This window comes from Pseudomonas sp. JZ114 (assembly GCF_051027705.1).
GTDB lineage: Bacteria > Pseudomonadota > Gammaproteobacteria > Pseudomonadales > Pseudomonadaceae > Chryseomonas > Chryseomonas luteola.
In genome coordinates this window covers 4139829-4158482 of the sequence record NZ_CP069256.1, presented here as the reverse complement: position 1 = coordinate 4158482, position 18654 = coordinate 4139829, and the positions used below count along the sequence as shown (strand labels likewise).

Below are 18654 nucleotides of genomic sequence, written 5' to 3'. Positions count from 1 at the left end.
CATGGCAGGCGCAAAAGAGATTCGCGGCAAAATCGCGAGCATCAAAAGCACACAGAAGATCACCAGCGCCATGGAAAAGGTAGCTGTCAGCAAGATGCGCAAAGCTCAGACGCGCATGGCTGCCAGCAAGCCTTACGCTGAGCGTATTCGTGCTGTGATCGGCCACTTGGCCAATGCGAACCCGGAATATCGCCATCCGTTTATGGTGGAGCGTCCGGTAAAGCGCGTGGGCTATATCGTGGTCAGCTCCGACCGTGGTCTGGCGGGCGGCTTGAACATCAACCTGTTCAAGACGCTGATTCGCGACATGGCAGAGCAACGCGATCGCAATGCTGAAGTCGATCTCGGTGTGATTGGCAGCAAGGGTGCGTCCTTCTTCCGCAGCTACGGCGGTAATGTAGTCGCAGCCATCAGCCATTTGGGTGAAGAGCCTTCGATCAACGACCTGATCGGTAGTATCAAGGTCATGCTCGACGCTTACCTGAATGGCCGTATTGATCGCCTGTACGTAGTGTCCAACAAGTTCGTCAACACCATGGTCCAGAAGCCGACAATCGAGCAGCTGGTTCCGTTGGTGGCTGAGCAGAACACCAGCCTGCAAAAGCATTGGGACTACCTCTACGAACCAGATGCCAAGACGTTGCTGGACGGCCTCTTGGTGCGTTACGTGGAATCCCAGGTGTATCAGGCAGTTGTAGAAAACAGCGCTTGTGAACAAGCGGCGCGGATGATCGCGATGAAGAACGCTACGGATAACGCGGGCGAGATCATCAGCGAACTGCAGCTGATCTACAACAAGGCACGCCAGGCAGCGATTACGCAGGAAATTTCGGAAATCGTCGGCGGCGCCGCTGCGGTTTGACGGACTGGTTCTAATTCTTCGAGGAACGCGAAATGAGTAGCGGACGTATCGTACAAATCATCGGCGCCGTAATCGACGTGGAATTCCCACGCGATTCCGTACCGAAAGTTTATGACGCTCTGAAAGTGCAGGGCGTGGAAACTACGCTGGAAGTTCAGCAGCAGCTGGGCGACGGCATTGTTCGTTCCATCGCGATGGGCTCTACCGAGGGTCTGAAGCGTGGTCTGGACGTTAACAACACTGGTGAAGCGATCAAGGTACCGGTAGGCGTGAAGACGCTGGGCCGTATCATGGACGTTCTGGGTAACCCGATCGACGAGGCGGGCCCCATTGGTGAAGAAGAGCGTTGGGAAATCCACCGCAAGGCACCGTCCTATGCTGATCAGTCCGGTAGCAACGAGCTGCTGGAAACAGGCATCAAGGTTATTGACCTGGTTTGCCCGTTCGCGAAGGGTGGTAAGGTTGGTCTGTTCGGTGGTGCCGGTGTAGGCAAGACCGTTAACATGATGGAACTGATCCGTAACATCGCCATCGAGCACAGCGGTTATTCCGTGTTCGCAGGCGTGGGTGAGCGTACTCGTGAGGGTAACGACTTCTACCACGAGATGAAGGATTCCAACGTTCTGGACAAGGTAGCCCTGGTTTACGGTCAGATGAACGAGCCGCCGGGCAACCGTCTGCGCGTGGCCCTGACTGGCCTGACCATGGCCGAAAAGTTCCGTGACGAAGGACGTGACGTGCTGTTGTTCATCGACAACATCTACCGTTACACCCTGGCCGGTACGGAAGTATCCGCTCTGCTGGGCCGTATGCCTTCCGCAGTAGGTTATCAGCCGACGCTGGCTGAGGAGATGGGCGTTCTTCAGGAGCGTATTACCTCCACCAGAACCGGTTCGATTACATCCATCCAGGCTGTATACGTACCTGCGGATGACTTGACTGACCCGTCCCCTGCGACCACGTTCGCTCACCTGGACGCAACCGTCGTACTGTCCCGTGACATCGCTTCCCTGGGTATCTACCCAGCTGTAGATCCGCTGGACTCTACTTCTCGCCAGCTTGATCCGCTGGTGATCGGTCAGGAGCACTATGACGTTGCTCGCGGCGTTCAGTATGTTCTGCAGCGCTACAAGGAGCTGAAGGACATCATTGCGATTCTGGGTATGGACGAACTGTCCGAAGCGGACAAGCAGTTGGTATCCCGTGCTCGTAAGATCCAGCGCTTCCTGTCCCAGCCGTTCTTCGTTGCAGAAGTATTTACCGGTGCGCCAGGTAAATACGTTTCGCTCAAGGACACCATTGCTGGTTTCGGCGGCATTCTGAAAGGTGACTACGACCATTTGCCTGAGCAGGCATTCTACATGGTTGGCAGCATCGACGAAGCTATCGAAAAAGCGAAGAAACTGTAATCCGTGCGCCCGGAAACGGGCGCCTTACGAGGCATGCATATGGCCAAGACAGTCCAATGCGATATCGTCAGCGCGGAAGGAGCCATCTTCTCCGGAGCGGTGGAGATGGTGATCGCCCACGGTAACCTGGGGGATCTGGGTATTTCTCCCGGCCATGCTCCGCTGTTGACTGATCTCATGCCTGGCCCGATTCGCCTGATCAAGCAGGGCGGCGAGGAAGAGGTGTTTTATATCTCTGGTGGTTTCCTCGAAGTCCAGCCGAATGTCGTCGAAGTGTTGGCAGATATTGCCAGCCGGGCGAGCGATCTTGATGAAGCGGCTGCTCAGGAAGCCATGAAGCTGGCTGAGAAGACGCTGAGCGAGAAAGGCTCGAACTTCGATTACAGCGCTGCCTCTGCACAGTTGGCTGAAGCCGCAGCTCAGCTGCGTACCATTCAGCAGCTACGCAACAAGGCCAAGCGCTGAAGCAATACGCTTCGGGTATATGAAAGGGGTAGCTTCGGCTACCCCTTTTCATTTCTGGCCGTGAGCACTTGCTGAGCCCGTTTCTCTTCTGAGACTCTTTATCCGTGTCTAACGGCTTAACGGCCCTATCGAGGCGTAAACATGTCCCTTGAAATTGTCATTCTTGCTGCGGGGCAAGGCACCCGTATGCGCTCCGCTCTGCCCAAGGTTCTTCATCCGATTGCCGGGAAGGCCATGCTGGGACACGTGATCGATCGCGCCCGCGAACTGACTCCGCAAAAGATCCATGTGGTGATCGGCCATGGAGCCGAAACCGTCAAGCAGCGTCTGGCAGCAGATGACCTCAACTTTGTCGTCCAGCAGGAGCAGTTGGGTACAGGCCATGCTGTCGCCCAGGCGCTTCCCCATCTGTCGGCGAAGCGGGTACTGATCCTATATGGCGATGTTCCGCTGATTGAGACGTCTACGCTTGAGCGTCTGCTAGAGCAGGTTAGCGCTCAGCAGCTGGCATTGTTGACTGTAGAACTGGCAGATCCCACGGGTTATGGACGTATCCTTCGGGATAACCGCGGTGAGGTGTATGCAATTGTTGAGCATAAGGATGCCGATGCAACGCAGAAGGCAATCCGCGAAGGTAATACCGGTATTCTGGCCGTTCCGGGCGAGCGATTGGGAGAGTGGCTCGGTAGACTTTCCAACAGCAATGCACAAGGGGAGTATTACCTGACGGATGTCATCGCAATGGCCGTATCCGATGGCTCGCGCGTTGCAACGGCTCAGCCAGACGATGCCATGGAGGTTCAGGGAGCCAATGACAGAAAGCAGTTGGCTGATCTTGAGCGACACTATCAATGGCGCGCTGCGCAAGCGCTCATGACGCAAGGTGTAACACTACTGGATCCGACACGCTTTGATCTGCGTGGGCAGGTCCAGACTGGCCGTGATGTCACTATTGATATCAATGTTATTCTGAGTGGCACGGTGGTTATCGAAGACAACGTCGAAATTGGGCCCAACTGTGTTATCCACAACAGCACGTTGAAACGCGGGGCGGTTATCAAGGCCAACAGTCATCTGGATGGCGCAGTAGTGGGTGAGGGTGCCGATGTAGGTCCCTTTGCTCGGCTACGTCCCGGTTCTGTTCTGGAAGCCAGGGCTCATGTGGGTAATTTCGTCGAGTTGAAAAACGCTCATCTTAATGAAGGCAGCAAGGCGGGGCATCTGTCTTATCTGGGTGATGCTGTCCTAGGAAAGAACTGTAACGTAGGCGCCGGCACCATTACCTGCAACTATGATGGTGCCAACAAGTATAGAACCGAGATTGGCGATGACGTCTTCATTGGCTCCAACAGTTCGTTGGTCGCACCAGTCACGTTAGGCGATGGAGCAACCACGGCTGCAGGTTCTACCATTACGGAAAACGTGCCTGCACAGACGCTGGCACTGGGTAGGGCAAGACAGGTTAACAAGCCTGATTGGCAACGTCCTCTCAAGAAGAAGTAACCCAAAAGGCTGTGAAATACTCACAGCCTTTTTCATTCTGGGTTGACTTTTTTTCCGTTAAGGGTTTTGATTCGAAGTATATAAATTTCGAATCGAAACTTATGGCCAAGCGCAACACTCCGCAACGTCGCCACGACATCCTTGCCCGTTTGAATGAACAGGGTGAGGTGACAGTTGATGAGTTGACCAAACTGTTTGCCACCTCAGAAGTTACGATTCGAAAGGATTTGGCTGCGCTCGAAAAGAATGGTCTCTTACTACGCCGATACGGTGGCGCCGTTTCGATCCCCCATGAGCTTCTGAGCGATCTTGCTCAAGCGCCATCACCGTATAAGCAGGCCATTGCACGGGCTGCCTCTTCACGTATCCGCGAACATGCCCGGGTCATTATTGATAGTGGCAGCACGACCGCTGCGCTTATTCCCGAATTGGAAAACAAAGCAGGTCTGGTTGTGATGACCAACTCGCTTCATATCGCCAATGCCTTGCGTGAACTTGAGCATGAGCCGGTTTTGTTAATGACTGGCGGGACCTGGGACCCTCATTCGGAATCCTTTCAAGGGCAAGTGGCTGAGCAGGTCTTGCGCTCTTACGACTTCGATCAGCTATTCATTGGTGCTGATGGATTGGATCTTGAACGGGGCACGACAACGTTCAATGAATTATTGGGCTTGTCGCGTGTAATGGCTGAAGTGGCCCGAGAAGTCATCGTTATGGCAGAAGGGGACAAGGTTGGTCGACGTATTCCCAACCTGGAACTGCCCTGGTCGAACATTCACACGCTTGTGACTGATGGGCGTTTCCCTGATGAAGCCAGACACCAATTGGAACAACGGGGCATTACTGTCATTTGTGTGGCTGTGGATAAATGATCTCCACCAAATATCCACAGCCACTCTTTAAAATTTGAACGAAGCATTCATATGCATCGCTTGTTTAGGAGTTTTCCATGTGTGGCATCGTAGGCGCCATTGCTGAGCGTAATATCACCGCTATCCTCGTTGAAGGGCTCAAGCGCCTTGAATACCGAGGGTATGACAGCGCAGGTCTTGCCGTACTGACGGCGCAGCAGACCCTTGAGCGCATTCGTCGCCCCGGCAAGGTCAGCGAGCTGGCTAGCGCGCTTAATAGTGAAGGCCTGACAGGTCGCCTCGGTATTGCCCATACCCGCTGGGCCACACATGGCGCGCCAACTGAAGCAAATGCCCATCCTCATTTCTCTCATGGTCAGATTGCAGTGGTCCACAATGGGATCATTGAAAACCATGAACCTCTGCGCGAGTGGTTAAAGGGGCTCGGTTATGTCTTTACCTCCCAGACCGATACCGAAGTCATCGTTCATCTTCTGCATCACAAGCTGAAGGAAACCGGTGATATCACGCATGCGCTGAAGGCAGCGGTGAAAGAACTGCATGGTGCCTACGGTGTAGCGGTCATGAATATCGATCAGCCTGATCGTCTGGTCGCTGCCAGAAGCGGCAGCCCTCTGGTGATCGGCCTGGGTATTGGGGAAAACTACCTGGCGTCGGACCAGTTGGCGCTCCGGCAGGTAACGGATCGCTTTATCTACTTGGAAGAAGGCGACATTGCAGAGATTCGTCTGAATGGCGTCTCGCTGTGGTCGGTGGATGGTGAACCGGTAACACGTGAAGTTGTTCAGTTTACCGAAGGGGCCGAAGCCGCTGACAAAGGTTCGTTCCGCCACTTCATGCTCAAGGAAATTCACGAGCAGCCTGCTGTGGTTCAGCGCACCCTGGAAGGGCGGTTGGGTCTAGACCATGTGGTGACCGAGGCATTCGGTCCTCAGGCAACAGACCTGTTTGGGCGTGTCAGGAATATTCAGATCGTTGCCTGCGGCACAAGTTTTCATGCCGGTATGGTGGCGCGTTATTGGCTGGAAGGGCTTACGGGTATCCCTTGCCAGGTAGAGGTGGCAAGTGAGTTCCGCTATCGGCGCGTAGCGGTACAGGCTGACACGCTGTTTGTGACCATCTCCCAATCAGGGGAGACAGCGGATACCTTGGCTGCGCTTAGAAATGCCAAGCCGCTGGGCTATTTGGGCAGTCTTGCAATTTGTAACGTCGCGACCAGCTCGCTGGTACGTGAGTCGGACCTGACCTTGCTGACACAGGCGGGTCCTGAGATCGGGGTTGCTTCTACCAAGGCGTTCACGACGCAGCTGGTTGCACTGCTGCTGCTTACGCTATCGCTGGGCCGAGTTCAGAACCGTCTTGAGGCTGGCGTTGAGGCTGAATTGGTGGAAGAGCTCCGCCGTTTACCCGCGCGTCTTGATGAAGCGCTTGCCATGGATAAGCGCGTAGAGAAGATTTCCGAGCTATTTGCAGAGAAGCACCATACTTTGTTCCTCGGCCGTGGTGCTCAATATCCGGTGGCAATGGAAGGCGCGCTCAAGCTCAAGGAGATTTCCTATATTCATGCCGAGGCTTATCCGGCGGGTGAGCTCAAGCACGGCCCGCTGGCGCTGGTGGACACCGACATGCCTGTGGTTACGGTAGCGCCCAATAATGAGTTGTTGGAAAAGCTGAAATCCAACCTTCAGGAAGTACGCGCTCGAGGCGGTCAGCTGGTTGTCTTCGCGGATGCAGAAGCTGGTCTTACCAACGGGGAAGGCACCCACCTGATCGGGATGCCCAGCATTCATGATGTGCTGGCGCCAATCCTCTACACTATACCGCTGCAATTGCTGTCTTATCACGTCGCTATATTGAAAGGGACTGATGTGGATCAGCCTCGCAATCTAGCCAAGTCGGTAACGGTTGAATAATGTATTCAGCAAAGCCCCGTTAAACGGGGCTTTTTTATGGGTTGGACGTGCAGCCACCAATACGGCCGCATAAAAGTGTTTGTCGACCTGCAGACGAGCTGGACACGCGTCCACGTGAAGTCCAACCAATGGCCCGTGTAAAGCCGGACCAGATTTCGCCATCCGAGGCGTAACCCATCAAGAAACTGATTCGACCATAGTGTGCCTGGGTTTGCGTCCAGGTGCGCTGGGTTGCAGCATCGTATCCTTGGATAAAAATATGTTTATCCACAACCGATACATGATAGTGACTGCCTGCAAGGTCTTCGCAGCTGACTATTTGCCCCGTACTCATACAATTCACAGGTAAGCCATCGGCAAATGCAAAAGATGAGCACAGCAAGGAAGGGGCAAGTAGTAGAGACCAGGCAGGCGGTCTTTTCATAAGATAGAAAACCGTCAAACAGATTAGGTTGTTATCTTATAACCTATTTGCCTTGTGCCAGTAGCCTTTGCCATCAGCAGGATGATCCATAAAGGCATCAGAGCCTGTCATCATTCAGTCCGCTTGGATGTATCCAGCCACGTGCCCTGGCTCTGCTGTTCACAGAACGGCTTCAAGAAGCGTGCATCCGTAGCAATACCGTAATAATGGATGTCCTGTCTGTACGGCATGCCTTGTACTTGGGCGTTCTGGCAGATACCGAATCCGCCGGTAGGGCATTGTTCAGCAAAGGTAACCTCAACGTTCTGCTCTGCCAGTTGAGGCTTACAAAATCCATCATGAAATAGATTCGCTGGAATCGAGCGATTCTGCTGGCAGACTTTCACATCGACGCCTTTACCCTTGCTGTGGACCAGGCACGCTTCGGCCTGCACATAGAGCGGAGCGAGGAAGGCTACACAGGCAAATAGGCGATACATAGAGATAACCGGCTTAAATCGGCGACTCTACCACTGACCGAATCGAGACATAAACATGCTCAAGCATATACCTACCCACGTGATAACAGGACCTTTGGGGGCAGGCAAGACCAGCCTCATCCGGCATTTGCTGACGCAGCGTCCTCAACACGAGCGGTGGGCAGTACTGGTTAACGAGTTCGGTCAGATAGGGCTTGATGCTGCGTTGTTGCATACCACGGATGCCGGTATCTCATTGACTGAATTGCCGGGAGGATGCCTGTGCTGCGTCAACGGTGCGCCATTGCAGGTAGCCCTGGTGCAGTTGTTGCGCAGGGCTCAGCCCCAGCGCCTTTTCATTGAGCCGTCAGGGCTGGGGCATCCGGCTACATTGCTCAAGCAGCTCGCCGAAGGTACCTGGCAGGGCGTACTGGCGATTCAACCGGCAGTCATGGTGGTTGATGCTCACCGCCTGGCGAGCGGGGAACAGCTGCCTGATGCTCAACGTGAGGCGTTACCTGGGGTTGGGCTGCTGGTACTCAACAAGTCTGAGTTGTTGAATAACAGAAGCCGGCAGGCGCTTCTAGCCTCCTTGCCCGACATCCAGTGGCAATGGACCCAGCAGGGAAGGCTGCCTTTTAACCTTTTGCCCGGAAGCGCTTGTGTAGCTGGCCAACGTGCTCTCGATTCACTCCCAGTGCCTCCCCCTGGTCAGCGGGGACCATTACCTTCGCTGCTGTTACCTGGACAGCCCTTAAGGCAAATTCATGAGGCTGAAGGGCGCTTCGCCATAGGGTGGCGGTTTCACCATAGCAGCCAATTTAACCGCCAAGCAGTTCAGACATGGCTGGGCGCATTACCTGCACTGCTCAGGGCAAAAGCCATTCTGCATGCAGATGGGCAGTGGTGGAGCTTCAATCAAGCCAGTGGACAGGGTGAATGGCGGATCAGTGAGTGGCGCAAGGATAGCCGGGTCGAATTGATCTTCGAAACGGTCGTAGATGCAGCCGCCCTAGAGTCAGATTTGATGAATTACATGCAATAGGAATCCTGTTGTCGCTAAAAGTTGATAAATTCGTTATCTTAATGATAATGATTATTAAATCTGACCGCCTTTGTGGATCATTCCTATGTCGTTGACGTTGCCGGCGAGATCAAAATCGCCTGAGCAAGACCCTTCGCTGCAGCCTGAGCACCCTGCTGAATCGGCTGAAGGAGTACGTCTGTATGTCGTGCGCAGTGAGGTTGAGCCTGTTGATGGTGTAAATGCCAGTCGTACGGATCCAGGCGCAGAGATCATTTCGCTGCAAGGGTATTCACGAAGCGATGAGGTGCCTCCGCTGGAGGAGAACGTCGGCAATGCCGAGCCGACAACCGAAACAACGCCTCCTCGTCGTTGGTGGCTGGCCTCGGGGACTTCCTTTGTTATGCACGCGGCGCTGGCGGCTGCATTGTTTTTTGTCGTACAGACTCCGCCCGAACTCAAAATCAGCAAGGGTGATAGCCCAAGCGAGCTAAAGGTCAGCTTTATCCAGCTGCCCAAAAAGGAGCCTGCCCCAGAGCCTCCGGCAGCAGCGCCTACACCTCCGGCCCCACCAGAGCCCGAACCGCCTAAGCCGGAGCCTCCTAAGCCGGTTGAACCGCCCAAGCCCGTCGAACCACCCAAACCGGTAGTCGAAAAGCCCAAGCCAAAGCCGAAACCCAAGCCGGTTGAGCACACCCAGCAAAAACCGCTACCGGTCAAAAAGAAGCCTGAGCCCAAAGCAGAGCCTGAGCCAGCCCCTGCGCCTGCTGCACCGGCAGCAAGTGCTCCTACGCCTGCGGCTGCACCAAGCGCACCTGTTCAGGCACCCGTGGCCACGCCTGGCGCCAAGACCGCCGCTTCTGCAGGTCCTGCAGGCCTCCCTACTGGGAGCATCGACGACAGCGATATCCGTCCTTTGAAGATGGATCAGCCCAAATATCCTGATGTGCTGCGTCGTCGCGGATTAAGCGGGGAGGTCAAAGTGCTATTTACCGTAACCGCAGATGGCCGTATTACTGATGTGGAAGTACTGGAGTCGTCCAACAAAATGTTCGAGCGCTCCGTGCTCGATGCGTTGAGCAGCTGGCGCTTTGCTCCTCGTGTATCAGGTGGACAAATCGTACCGCGCAAGGCTACCAAGGTATTTATCTTCAAGCTGCAACGCCGCTAACGGCCGACAGGCTCCAATAAAAACGCCGCGGATAATCGCGGCGTTTTTGTTTAGGCCCTGATCAGCCGGATGAAGGAAGTACGTCTTCCTTGATCGCCTGATACCGCTCTTGCAACTCTCGGCGAATTTGCCGGCGTTGCTGTGCCTGTATGCAGCGGCGTTTCTCGTCGAACGTCTTGGGTTCCAGTTGAGGAACGGGGCAGGGCTTGCCGTCATCACCCAATGCAACCATCGTGAAGAAGCAGCTGTTGGTATGGCGTACCGAGCGCTGTTGAATGTTTTCCGTAATGACCTTTACACCGACCTCCATAGACGTCGTTCCGGTGTAGTTCACCGATGCCAAAAACGTAACCAATTCACCTACGTTGACCGGTTCGCGAAAGATCACCTGATCGACCGACAGTGTTACCACATAACGGCCTGCATAACGGCTGGCGCAGGCATAGGCCACTTCATCCAGGTGTTTAAGCAAGGCGCCACCATGCACCTTGCCAGAGAAGTTCGCCAAATCGGGCGTCATCAGAATGGTCATACTGAGCTGGTGATTACCGGCTTCCATATAGGCCTCGTCATATCCTCAAATCACCGGTAATTCCGGCGGCGTCAGTATGCAATGTTATGGCGATTTGCCATAGGATTCGTGCGTTAGCTATATCCGTTTTATGAGCGACCCGCCGACAACCCCCTATCGATAGGCATGTCTGCCCCCGAGATAGCAGAGGCCTGCGGCTGGCATAGGAAGTACACCAGTTCAGCGACTTCTTCAGGCTGGATAAAGCGGGCCTGATCACCTTGCGGATACCGATTGAGTAAGTTGCGCCGGTAGCCGGTAGGATCGCCCTGGCCATAATGGGCCGCCTGAAAATCCAGCATGGGCGTATCGATATCGCCTGGGGAGACAGCATTGACCCGCACACCGTCCTTGGCCAGCTCAATGGCGAGGTTCTGGCTGAAGAAACGAATAGCGGCTTTAGCAGCGCCATAGGCGGCAGCACCCGAGACAGGTTGGCGACCCGCACCGCTCGAAATATTGATGATCGTTCCGCGGGTTTCCTTGAGAAACGGGATGGCAGCGGAGCACATGAAGAAGGTCGATTTGAGGTTGACCGACATGACGAGGTCATAATCCTCTTCGCTGAACGTCTCGACAGGGCCTTCGCGCCAGACACCTGCCGCATTGATCAGAGCATCGAGGCGGCCGGTACGCGCCATCACCTTGCTGATGAGGTTACGACAGCCTTCGGCCGTCCGTAGATCAGCTACGACGCTCGAATCCAGGGGAACATTGCCATTGAGATCATGCAGGCCATCCTTGTCCAGATCTGCCGCTGCAACGCGCCAGTGACTCTGTGAAAAACGCTGGGCCAGTGCTCGACCGAGCCCGCCAGCGGCACCAGTGATCAGAACGACAGGAGTGCTCATCCAGGGATTACCTTCTAGCGGAAAAGATAGCTATATCCAGACCTTGCGCAGCCGCTTACGTTCAGCGTCTGGCCTGCCATTCTCGTGCAATCCGCTACAAGCGTCTCGTAAAGCCTGCCAATAGCGGCAGGCTAACGCTATAGAGCTGATCAATGATCAGCTTTCCAGCCAGACATCTCGTGCCCAGATCCAGACGGAATCCCAAGTGTCATCGTCCAGCTCACCGTCCGTCCAGAGCAGAACCTCGCCTTCCTGACTGACGGCGTAGTAGCCGTCACCGTCCTCACAAATGGGTATCAGATCGCGAGGTAGACCTTCCGACCAGGCTGTAGCGGCCACTTCTGGGAGGTAGGTATGGGACTGCGGATCGGTCACCGTTACGGGCTCGAGCTTGCCGTATACCACATCGCTGACGGTGAGAAGAAACTCGCGAAACTCGGGCGGAAGGCTGATCAACAGTTCTTCTTCGATTTCGACCAACAGGTCCTCATCGGGCAGCTCGAGCGGTACCGGAACAGGCTCGTTCTCTTCGCGCAGCCTTTCAATCACGTCTTCCATCAATACATCCTCTAATGCAGGGGTGCGTGTTATACCCTAGTCAAGAATATAAAAGATGGAAAAGGTGCCATCGAGAATGCGCTACCTGTACGAACAGCGCGACAAACGGTAGAAATGAAAAAGCCCGGCATGGCCGGGCTTTTCTGAAACACAGAGCGATCAAGCGTTCTGACGGATACCGGCCAGCAGCCAGGGCTGGTTGCTACCTGCCAGGCGCTCCATACGCCAGCTTTCGCTGAAATTCTGACCCTGGTCGAAGCGAGACTCTTTCGACAAGCCAGAGAACGTGATGGTAGCGATGGTCTTGCCTTCCAGCTCTTCCACGCCATCCAGTTCAGCCTGCAAGTTCTCGATGTAGGTGGACTGGAAGCCTTCACCCAAGCTGGCACGCTCATCTTTCAGCCACTGGAGCATCTGAGGCGTCACGAACTCGGCGATCTTGTCCATCTCGTTGGCATCCCAGTGCTGCTGCAGAGACATGAAGTGCTCACGGCCAGCTGCAACGAAACGCTCTGCATCAAACCAGGCAGGCGCATTCATGACTGGCGCGGCACCACCCTGACCGAATCCGCCAGGCTGCTGTACAGGCGCTTCACGGTACATCGGCGCGTGGCCTGCCGGAGCGGGCTGATGCTGCTGATGTTGCTGCTGACGGCGGCGCGTGAATAGCTTGAACAGAACAAACGCTATCAGGGCCATGATTAGGAAGTCGAAGAACTGGAAGCCTTCGAAACCGTCGCCCATGAACATGGAAGCCAATAAGCCACCAGCGGCAAGACCGGCTAACGGACCCAGCCAGCGAGAAGCACCGCTAGCGGCTGGCGCCTGACGACCCGGTGCGGCTGCCGCTGCGCCCGGTTGCTGTTGAGGCGGTGCCGCCTGGCGTGTCTGGTGAATGGGAGCTGCACCAGCCGACTTGCCTCCACCCATGCGCTTGGCATTGGCATCAAGGCTCAGGGTCAGGCCCAGGCAGATGATCATGAAAAAACTCATTATGCGTTGCATCGTAAGATCTCTTATCGTGAACTACGTTGATGTCCATCTTGCGCCGGACATTGCGTAAGGGCTAGCGCTAATTGTTTCGGCTTTTTGCATGGTTTACTCAAGCCTTATCGTTTGCTGTTGGACTATTGCTTTATGCGCAATATTTCAAACCACTGGTCAGCTCCAAAAAAGCGTTAGCGCGTACTCAATTAGGGTGTTTTCTAAACATCGGCTGTGGCTAAAAGCACAGATCTGAAATTGATGGCTGAGCGCTATCATTTCATTACTACCTTGAGACGGTATGCTGTCCAAACCATTTGCATCTTGGGCTACGGGAGTGGAGTGTTGTGATGCAAGGGATGGTGGCTATCGCTTTACAAGGATACCGGCCTGTAAATGCCTGACAGAAGCAGTCGTGGCGGGGCTCGGTGGGTAGGGCGCCTGAGCACCTCTATGCAGGGAATAGGCTTGTCTTGCATGCTTCGGCAATCTCCCACCGTTTGACAAGCCTTTCCTTGCGCCTTCAACCCTAGGGTTTCAGCGCCAACAGCACCACGCCAAAACCGATTGCGCCAATGCCGCACCATTGGCGCAGCGTCAGCTTTTCGCCTAGCAGCAGCACACCGAATAGGGCCACGAGCACTACGCTCAGCTTGTCTACTGGCGCTACCAGCGAGGCGTTACCCATCTTCAAGGCTCGGAAATAACAGATCCAGGAGGCGCCGGTAGCCAATCCAGATAACACAAGAAAGAGATAGCTCTTTGGCGAGATCGAGCTTAAGGGCTGATACTGGCGGGTCGCATAAACAATCAGCACAAGCGACAGGAACACTACTCCAGTCCGCAACAAGGTAGCAAAGTCCGAATTGACCTGGGCAACGCCAATTTTGCCAAAAATGGCTGTGAGCGCCGCGAAAACGGCTGACAGCAATGCCCAGAAGAGCCAGGAAGATGCCACGCAATGTCCTTCTTCAAACAGACAGGGCGACCTTGGCCGCCCTGGAGTATACGTTAAACCGGCTCCAGCTTGGCGTAACTCACCATTAACCACTTGCTGCCTTCGGCGTCGAAATTCACCTGAACACGTGCATGTGGACCTGAGCCCTCGTAATTCAGAATGACCCCTTCGCCAAACAAGGCGTGATTGACTCGTTGGCCCAATGCAAACGTCGTGTCTGGAATGGCGGCACCTGCAAACGGATTAGGTCGACCTACGCCAAACGGCTGCTTGACCGAATTGGACAGGCGGACTTCCTGAATCAGGTTTGGTGGCACCTCGCGGATAAAGCGCGAGAGCTTGTTATAGGTCTCGGTTCCATGAAGCCGGCGCGTTTCCGCATAGGTCATCACCAGACGTTTCATGGCCCGGGTAATTCCCACATAGGCCAAGCGGCGTTCCTCCTCCAAGCGGCCGGACTCTTCCAGGCTCATCTTGTGAGGGAACAGGCCTTCTTCCATACCAGCCAGGAAGACCAGCGGAAACTCCAGACCCTTCGCACTGTGCAGCGTCATGAGCTGTACACAGTCTTCATGGCTGTCTGCCTGATTATCCCCAGATTCCAAGGCCGCATGGTCAAGGAAGTTAGCCAGAGGAGAACGATCATCGTCACCACTGAAATCAAAGGACTTCGCGGCGCTGATCAATTCTTCAAGGTTTTCGACCCGTGCCTGACCTTTCTCGCCCTTTTCAGCCTTGTGATAGGCCACAAGCCCTGTCTGCTCGATCACGATCTGAGTCAGCGTATGCAGCGGGACATCTTCAGACCTGAGCCCCAGTTCATCGATCAACTCGACAAAGGCATTCAGACTGGATGCCGCCCGACCGGATACCGACTTGGTGCCGACCGCATCATGCAGTGCTTGCCACATGGAGTAGCCGTTTGTGCGTGCAGTGTTACGCAGAATCTCGACCGTCTTTTCACCAATGCCGCGGGGCGGGACATTGATGACACGCTCCAGCGCTGCATCGTCATGGCGATGACAGATCAAGCGTAGATACGCCATCGCATTCTTGATTTCGGCGCGTTCAAAGAAGCGTTGGCCGCCATAGATGCGATAGGGAATTTTTTCCCTCAGCAACGCTTCTTCCAATACCCGTGACTGGGCGTTGGAGCGATACAGAATGGCCATTTCGCTTAGCGAGAGACCCTTCTTCGATTCGCTTTCGATAGTTTCGACGATGTAGCGGGCCTCATCGTGCTCGTTGAAGCCCGCGTACAAGGTAATGGCTTCGCCTTCACCCGTATCCGTCCATAGCTCTTTGCCGAGCCGATCGCTATTATTGGCGATCAGGCCATTGGCTGCCTGCAAAATCGTGCTGGTGGAGCGATAATTCTGCTCTAGACGAATGATGGCGGCAGAGAAGTCCTGGTTGAACTGCTGGATATTCTCGATACGCGCGCCACGCCAGCCGTAGATGGACTGGTCGTCATCACCCACTACCATCAGGCTCTCTCCGCCCTGGGCGAGCAGCTTGAGCCATGCGTACTGCACGGCATTGGTATCCTGGAACTCATCTACCAGCACATGGCGGAAACGGCGCTGGTAATGGGCAAGCAGGTCTGGATTATCGCGCCACAGTTCTAGGGCACGGAGCAGCAGCTCGGAAAAATCGATGACGCCGGCACGAGCACACGCTGCTTCATACGCCTCGTAGATGCTGCGCATGGTGGCCAGGAACAGATCGCCACTGGCCTGGATATGCTGCGGACGTAAGCCTTCGTCTTTCTGGCCGTTGATGAACCACTGCGCCTGCCGTGCAGGCCAGCGCTGCTCATCCAGCCCTAGATCCCGAATGACTCGTTTGACAAGCCGTTGCTGGTCATCGCTGTCCAGAATCTGAAAGTTCTGGGATAACTTGGCTTCCTGCCAGTGAGCCCTGAGCAGACGATGGGCAAGTCCGTGGAACGTCCCAACCCACATGCCTTGCGGATTCATGTTCAAGAGCTGCTCGATCCGATGGCGCATTTCGGAAGCGGCCTTGTTGGTAAAGGTCACTGCCAGGAGCGAGTGGGGCGACGCATGCTCGACCTGGATCAACCAGGCGATGCGGTGCACCAGCACCCGGGTTTTGCCGGAACCGGCACCCGCAAGCACTAACTGTCGGCCAAGGGGCGCCGCCACCGCTTCACGCTGGGCGGCATTCAGGGAATTCAGGAGGAGAGAGAGGTCATCATGCATGAGCACATTGTAACGACTCGCGCGCTGAACTGCATGGGCGGCTGGTCAGCTTCATGCGCGAACCGGCCGCTTTTTTACCGAAATTGCGGGTTTCGAGTGGTCGTACCCGCCTCCAGATTGCGCATCAACAATCCATAGCTGAGATCAATGCCTTCCGGAATCGCCAAGTAGACGGTATGGCTACTGCCCGGAGCAGTTTCCAGGCGGATACCGCGCGCGCTTTCCATCGCTTCGACTGAAAGGTTCAGATTGCCGTTAGGCGTCATGACCTCGATAGAGTCACCCAAGTCGAAGCGATTCTTTACGATTACTTCAGCCAGTCCGTTGCGACGTTCACCGGTCAACTCACCCACGAACTGCTGGCGCTCGGATACCGAATAGCCCTGGTTATAGTTCTGATATTCGTCATGCACATGGCGGCGCAGAAAACCCTCGGTGTAACCGCGGTGAGCCAATGACTCCAAGGTATCCATCAAGGATTTATCGAAAGGGCGGCCCGCCACTGTGTCGTCGATAGCCTTGCGATAGACCTGCGCCGTACGTGCCACGTAGTAATGGGACTTGGTCCGGCCTTCGATTTTCACTGAGTGCACACCTATCTTTGCCAGCCGCTCGACATGGTGCACGGCTCGCAAGTCCTTGGAATTCATGATGTAGGTGCCATGCTCATCCTCATAGGCCTCCATCAGCTCACCCGGTCGGCCCGCTTCTTCCAGCAGGAAAACCTCATCTGTAGGCGTACCAGAGCCTAGCGTTGGTTCCGGTACGTTGAGTGCGATAGGGTCATGATGCTGCACGATAGCGCCTAATGCATCCTCTTTCCCTAGATGAGCCTTGTACTCCCAGCGACAGGCGTTGGTGCAGGTGCCCTGATTAGGGTCGCGCCGGTTGATATAGCCGGACAGTAGGCAGCGTCCGGAATAAGCCATGCACAGCGCGCCGTGAACGAACACTTCCAGCTCAATTCCCGGCACCTGTTGGCGGATTTCTTCAATCTCCTCCAGCGACAGTTCTCGGGACAGAATCACGCGTGACAGACCTTGGCTCTCCCAAAACTTCACGCTCGCCCAGTTCACCGCATTGGCTTGTACTGACAGATGAATCGGCATCTGGGGAAATGCCTGACGCACCAGCATGATCAAGCCAGGATCTGACATGATCAACGCATCCGGGCCCATGGCAATAACGGGCTCGATATCCTTCAGAAACGTCCTCAGCTTGGCGTTGTGTGGCGCGATGTTGACCACCACATAAAATCGTTTGCCTTGCGCATGTGCCTCATTAATGCCCAGCGCGAGGTGCTCATGGTCGAATTCATTATTTCTGACCCGGAGGCTATACCGTGGCTGCCCCGCGTAGACGGCATCCGCTCCATAAGCGAAGGCATAACGCATGGATTTGAGCGTACCGGCAGGGGAGAGGAGTTCGGGCTTGAAGAAATGCGTGATGCTCATGGGGTAGCGACTTCAAAGCCATGAGCTTATAAGAGCAGACTGTGGACGGTATTGATCCAGGTCTATAAACCTAGGGATGCTGTTCGTAGCAAGGATTCGCTAACGCTTGGCGAACCCTTACTTGAATGCGATTAGGCGACTAAATTGCCCAGCAGCATTGCAAATCCCAGTACCCCCAACGGAAACGCCCAATATTGCATTGGAATCCAGAACAGGGTGTGGCGCTTACGCAGCTCAACGGTTTGCTGGGTTTCTGGGTCAATCAGGATCTTTCCCGGACGGCTATTCAGCCGCTTACCGAAATAGAAAACGGCCATAGCGGATGCAAGTAGCGTTAGCGGGAAAATGATGAGGTTAGTTGCACCTAAAAGGCCACCTAGTAAGGAGCCAATCAAGGCCACAAACAGGGGAATAATAACGACTAAAAAACCAAAACCTTGCCATATTAAGAGCATCTTCATCTTCCTTGATTGAGTTGTAACACATTATCTACCATGTGGAGCGATCTTCAGACTCTGCCTTTATAAGATCTTCCTTCCATTCTATTTTAGCAATTTCATAGTTCTTTGAGAAAGCCTCTTGGATCAACAATCTCATCTGCATACCAGGTAAGTGCTATATATTCTTCCTCTAGATATTCAAAATAAGCGCTAAAATCATGGCTTTCAATAGAAAATAGTTATCCTAGCTTTTCTAAAAGAACAGGTTTATATCTATAAGAAAGACAATTTAATCCAATAAGAGTATGTTTTTATTATTTTATGTCCATCAATTTTTTTGGTTTATTCTTATAGGTCCTTTCTAAGATTTTATTCTCGGTCTTATACTTGTATGTCGCATAAAAATTGGCTAATTTATAATTCGCTTGTTAGTGTAATAATGATATTAAAACTTTTTTGTGACAATTAAATAGACATTAGCCATTTTTCAAAGTAATTTTTTTGATCATCAGGAT

General features: G+C 54.3%; 18 protein-coding genes. 8 read left to right on the top strand and 10 right to left on the bottom strand.

What is annotated here, in order from left to right; translation table 11 throughout:
- The first annotated feature begins 1 nt into the window (after position 1).
- The 6 genes from atpG (at position 2) to glmS (ending at position 7024) form a co-directional block, all read left to right on the top strand.
- On the top strand, positions 2-862 hold the full coding sequence (atpG, locus tag JQR90_RS19415; RefSeq protein ID WP_010796329.1) for a F0F1 ATP synthase subunit gamma: 861 nt from the start codon (positions 2-4) through the stop codon (positions 860-862).
- A 32-nt stretch (positions 863-894) separates the two neighbouring features.
- Positions 895-2271 carry a F0F1 ATP synthase subunit beta gene (atpD, locus tag JQR90_RS19410; protein ID WP_010796328.1) on the top strand — a complete coding sequence of 459 codons (1377 nt, stop codon included), beginning with the start codon at positions 895-897 and terminating at the stop codon, positions 2269-2271.
- A gap of 39 nt (positions 2272-2310) precedes the next feature.
- Positions 2311-2736: a F0F1 ATP synthase subunit epsilon gene (locus JQR90_RS19405; protein WP_010796327.1), complete on the top strand. Its 426-nt coding sequence runs from the start codon at positions 2311-2313 to the stop codon at positions 2734-2736.
- Positions 2737-2877: 141 nt separating this feature from the next.
- Positions 2878-4239 carry a bifunctional UDP-N-acetylglucosamine diphosphorylase/glucosamine-1-phosphate N-acetyltransferase GlmU gene (gene glmU / locus JQR90_RS19400; RefSeq protein WP_010796326.1) on the top strand — a complete coding sequence of 454 codons (1362 nt, stop codon included), beginning with the start codon at positions 2878-2880 and terminating at the stop codon, positions 4237-4239.
- A 101-nt stretch (positions 4240-4340) separates the two neighbouring features.
- Positions 4341-5111, top strand: coding sequence for a DeoR/GlpR family DNA-binding transcription regulator (locus JQR90_RS19395; RefSeq protein ID WP_010796325.1), 771 nt, complete (start codon positions 4341-4343; stop codon positions 5109-5111).
- Between the two features lie 77 nt (positions 5112-5188).
- A complete protein-coding gene (gene glmS / locus JQR90_RS19390) occupies positions 5189-7024 on the top strand; it encodes a glutamine--fructose-6-phosphate transaminase (isomerizing) (RefSeq protein ID WP_010796324.1) in 1836 nt (611 codons plus the stop codon).
- Positions 7025-7058: 34 nt separating this feature from the next.
- On the opposite strand, the gene JQR90_RS19385 is transcribed toward glmS, so the two are convergent.
- Entirely contained in the window at positions 7059-7358 is a 300-nt protein-coding gene (locus tag JQR90_RS19385) for a glutamine synthetase (protein ID WP_125912912.1), read from the bottom strand.
- A 200-nt stretch (positions 7359-7558) separates the two neighbouring features.
- The gene (locus JQR90_RS19380; RefSeq protein ID WP_434140255.1) at positions 7559-7927 is read right to left on the bottom strand and encodes an NADH:ubiquinone oxidoreductase; all 369 of its coding nucleotides are present in this window, start codon (positions 7925-7927) and stop codon (positions 7559-7561) included.
- Positions 7928-7982: 55 nt separating this feature from the next.
- Here JQR90_RS19380 and JQR90_RS19375 point away from each other — a divergent pair, with 55 nt between their 5' ends.
- Positions 7983-8951: a CobW family GTP-binding protein gene (locus JQR90_RS19375; RefSeq protein WP_010796322.1), complete on the top strand. Its 969-nt coding sequence runs from the start codon at positions 7983-7985 to the stop codon at positions 8949-8951.
- 85 nt (positions 8952-9036) lie between these two features.
- Positions 9037-10101 carry an energy transducer TonB gene (locus JQR90_RS19370; RefSeq protein ID WP_010796321.1) on the top strand — a complete coding sequence of 355 codons (1065 nt, stop codon included), beginning with the start codon at positions 9037-9039 and terminating at the stop codon, positions 10099-10101.
- 61 nt (positions 10102-10162) lie between these two features.
- Here the strand turns inward: JQR90_RS19370 and JQR90_RS19365 are convergent, their stop codons facing one another.
- The 8 genes from JQR90_RS19365 to JQR90_RS19330 all read right to left on the bottom strand — a co-directional run bounded on the left by JQR90_RS19365 (position 10163) and on the right by JQR90_RS19330 (position 18154).
- On the bottom strand, positions 10163-10660 hold the full coding sequence (locus JQR90_RS19365) for an acyl-CoA thioesterase (RefSeq protein ID WP_010796320.1): 498 nt from the start codon (positions 10658-10660) through the stop codon (positions 10163-10165).
- A 101-nt stretch (positions 10661-10761) separates the two neighbouring features.
- Positions 10762-11523, bottom strand: coding sequence for an SDR family NAD(P)-dependent oxidoreductase (locus JQR90_RS19360; RefSeq protein ID WP_010796319.1), 762 nt, complete (start codon positions 11521-11523; stop codon positions 10762-10764).
- A gap of 156 nt (positions 11524-11679) precedes the next feature.
- Positions 11680-12081: an SMI1/KNR4 family protein gene (locus tag JQR90_RS19355; protein WP_010796318.1), complete on the bottom strand. Its 402-nt coding sequence runs from the start codon at positions 12079-12081 to the stop codon at positions 11680-11682.
- A gap of 159 nt (positions 12082-12240) precedes the next feature.
- Positions 12241-13086 (bottom strand): Tim44 domain-containing protein, encoded by an 846-nt coding sequence (locus JQR90_RS19350; RefSeq protein WP_010796317.1) that lies wholly within the window; start codon positions 13084-13086, stop codon positions 12241-12243.
- A gap of 508 nt (positions 13087-13594) precedes the next feature.
- On the bottom strand, positions 13595-14023 hold the full coding sequence (locus JQR90_RS19345; protein WP_010796316.1) for an EamA family transporter: 429 nt from the start codon (positions 14021-14023) through the stop codon (positions 13595-13597).
- A 53-nt stretch (positions 14024-14076) separates the two neighbouring features.
- Positions 14077-16245 (bottom strand): DNA helicase II, encoded by a 2169-nt coding sequence (gene uvrD / locus JQR90_RS19340; RefSeq protein WP_010796315.1) that lies wholly within the window; start codon positions 16243-16245, stop codon positions 14077-14079.
- A gap of 74 nt (positions 16246-16319) precedes the next feature.
- Complete coding sequence (yegQ, locus tag JQR90_RS19335; protein WP_073450106.1) at positions 16320-17699, bottom strand: tRNA 5-hydroxyuridine modification protein YegQ; 1380 nt, start codon at positions 17697-17699, stop codon at positions 16320-16322.
- A 131-nt stretch (positions 17700-17830) separates the two neighbouring features.
- Positions 17831-18154, bottom strand: a complete 324-nt coding sequence (locus JQR90_RS19330) for a hypothetical protein (protein ID WP_010796312.1) — start codon at positions 18152-18154, stop codon at positions 17831-17833.
- Positions 18155-18654 lie beyond the last annotated feature (500 nt).

What these genes read in the sequence shown, in the direction of transcription:
- atpG (WP_010796329.1), top strand. Translation starts at nt 2, where the DNA reads ATGGCAGGCGCAAAAGAGATTCGCGGCAAAATCGCGAGCATCAAAAGC.
- glmS (WP_010796324.1), top strand. Translation starts at nt 5,189, where the DNA reads ATGTGTGGCATCGTAGGCGCCATTGCTGAGCGTAATATCACCGCTATC.
- JQR90_RS19385 (WP_125912912.1), bottom strand. Translation starts at nt 7,358, where the DNA reads ATGAGTACGGGGCAAATAGTCAGCTGCGAAGACCTTGCAGGCAGTCAC.
- glmU (WP_010796326.1), top strand. Translation starts at nt 2,878, where the DNA reads ATGTCCCTTGAAATTGTCATTCTTGCTGCGGGGCAAGGCACCCGTATG.
- JQR90_RS19370 (WP_010796321.1), top strand. Translation starts at nt 9,037, where the DNA reads ATGTCGTTGACGTTGCCGGCGAGATCAAAATCGCCTGAGCAAGACCCT.
- JQR90_RS19405 (WP_010796327.1), top strand. Translation starts at nt 2,311, where the DNA reads ATGGCCAAGACAGTCCAATGCGATATCGTCAGCGCGGAAGGAGCCATC.
- JQR90_RS19350 (WP_010796317.1), bottom strand. Translation starts at nt 13,086, where the DNA reads ATGCAACGCATAATGAGTTTTTTCATGATCATCTGCCTGGGCCTGACC.
- JQR90_RS19355 (WP_010796318.1), bottom strand. Translation starts at nt 12,081, where the DNA reads ATGGAAGACGTGATTGAAAGGCTGCGCGAAGAGAACGAGCCTGTTCCG.
- JQR90_RS19360 (WP_010796319.1), bottom strand. Translation starts at nt 11,523, where the DNA reads ATGAGCACTCCTGTCGTTCTGATCACTGGTGCCGCTGGCGGGCTCGGT.
- JQR90_RS19375 (WP_010796322.1), top strand. Translation starts at nt 7,983, where the DNA reads ATGCTCAAGCATATACCTACCCACGTGATAACAGGACCTTTGGGGGCA.
- JQR90_RS19395 (WP_010796325.1), top strand. Translation starts at nt 4,341, where the DNA reads ATGGCCAAGCGCAACACTCCGCAACGTCGCCACGACATCCTTGCCCGT.
- yegQ (WP_073450106.1), bottom strand. Translation starts at nt 17,699, where the DNA reads ATGAGCATCACGCATTTCTTCAAGCCCGAACTCCTCTCCCCTGCCGGT.
- uvrD (WP_010796315.1), bottom strand. Translation starts at nt 16,245, where the DNA reads ATGCATGATGACCTCTCTCTCCTCCTGAATTCCCTGAATGCCGCCCAG.
- JQR90_RS19365 (WP_010796320.1), bottom strand. Translation starts at nt 10,660, where the DNA reads ATGGAAGCCGGTAATCACCAGCTCAGTATGACCATTCTGATGACGCCC.
- JQR90_RS19330 (WP_010796312.1), bottom strand. Translation starts at nt 18,154, where the DNA reads ATGCTCTTAATATGGCAAGGTTTTGGTTTTTTAGTCGTTATTATTCCC.
- JQR90_RS19380 (WP_434140255.1), bottom strand. Translation starts at nt 7,927, where the DNA reads ATGTATCGCCTATTTGCCTGTGTAGCCTTCCTCGCTCCGCTCTATGTG.
- atpD (WP_010796328.1), top strand. Translation starts at nt 895, where the DNA reads ATGAGTAGCGGACGTATCGTACAAATCATCGGCGCCGTAATCGACGTG.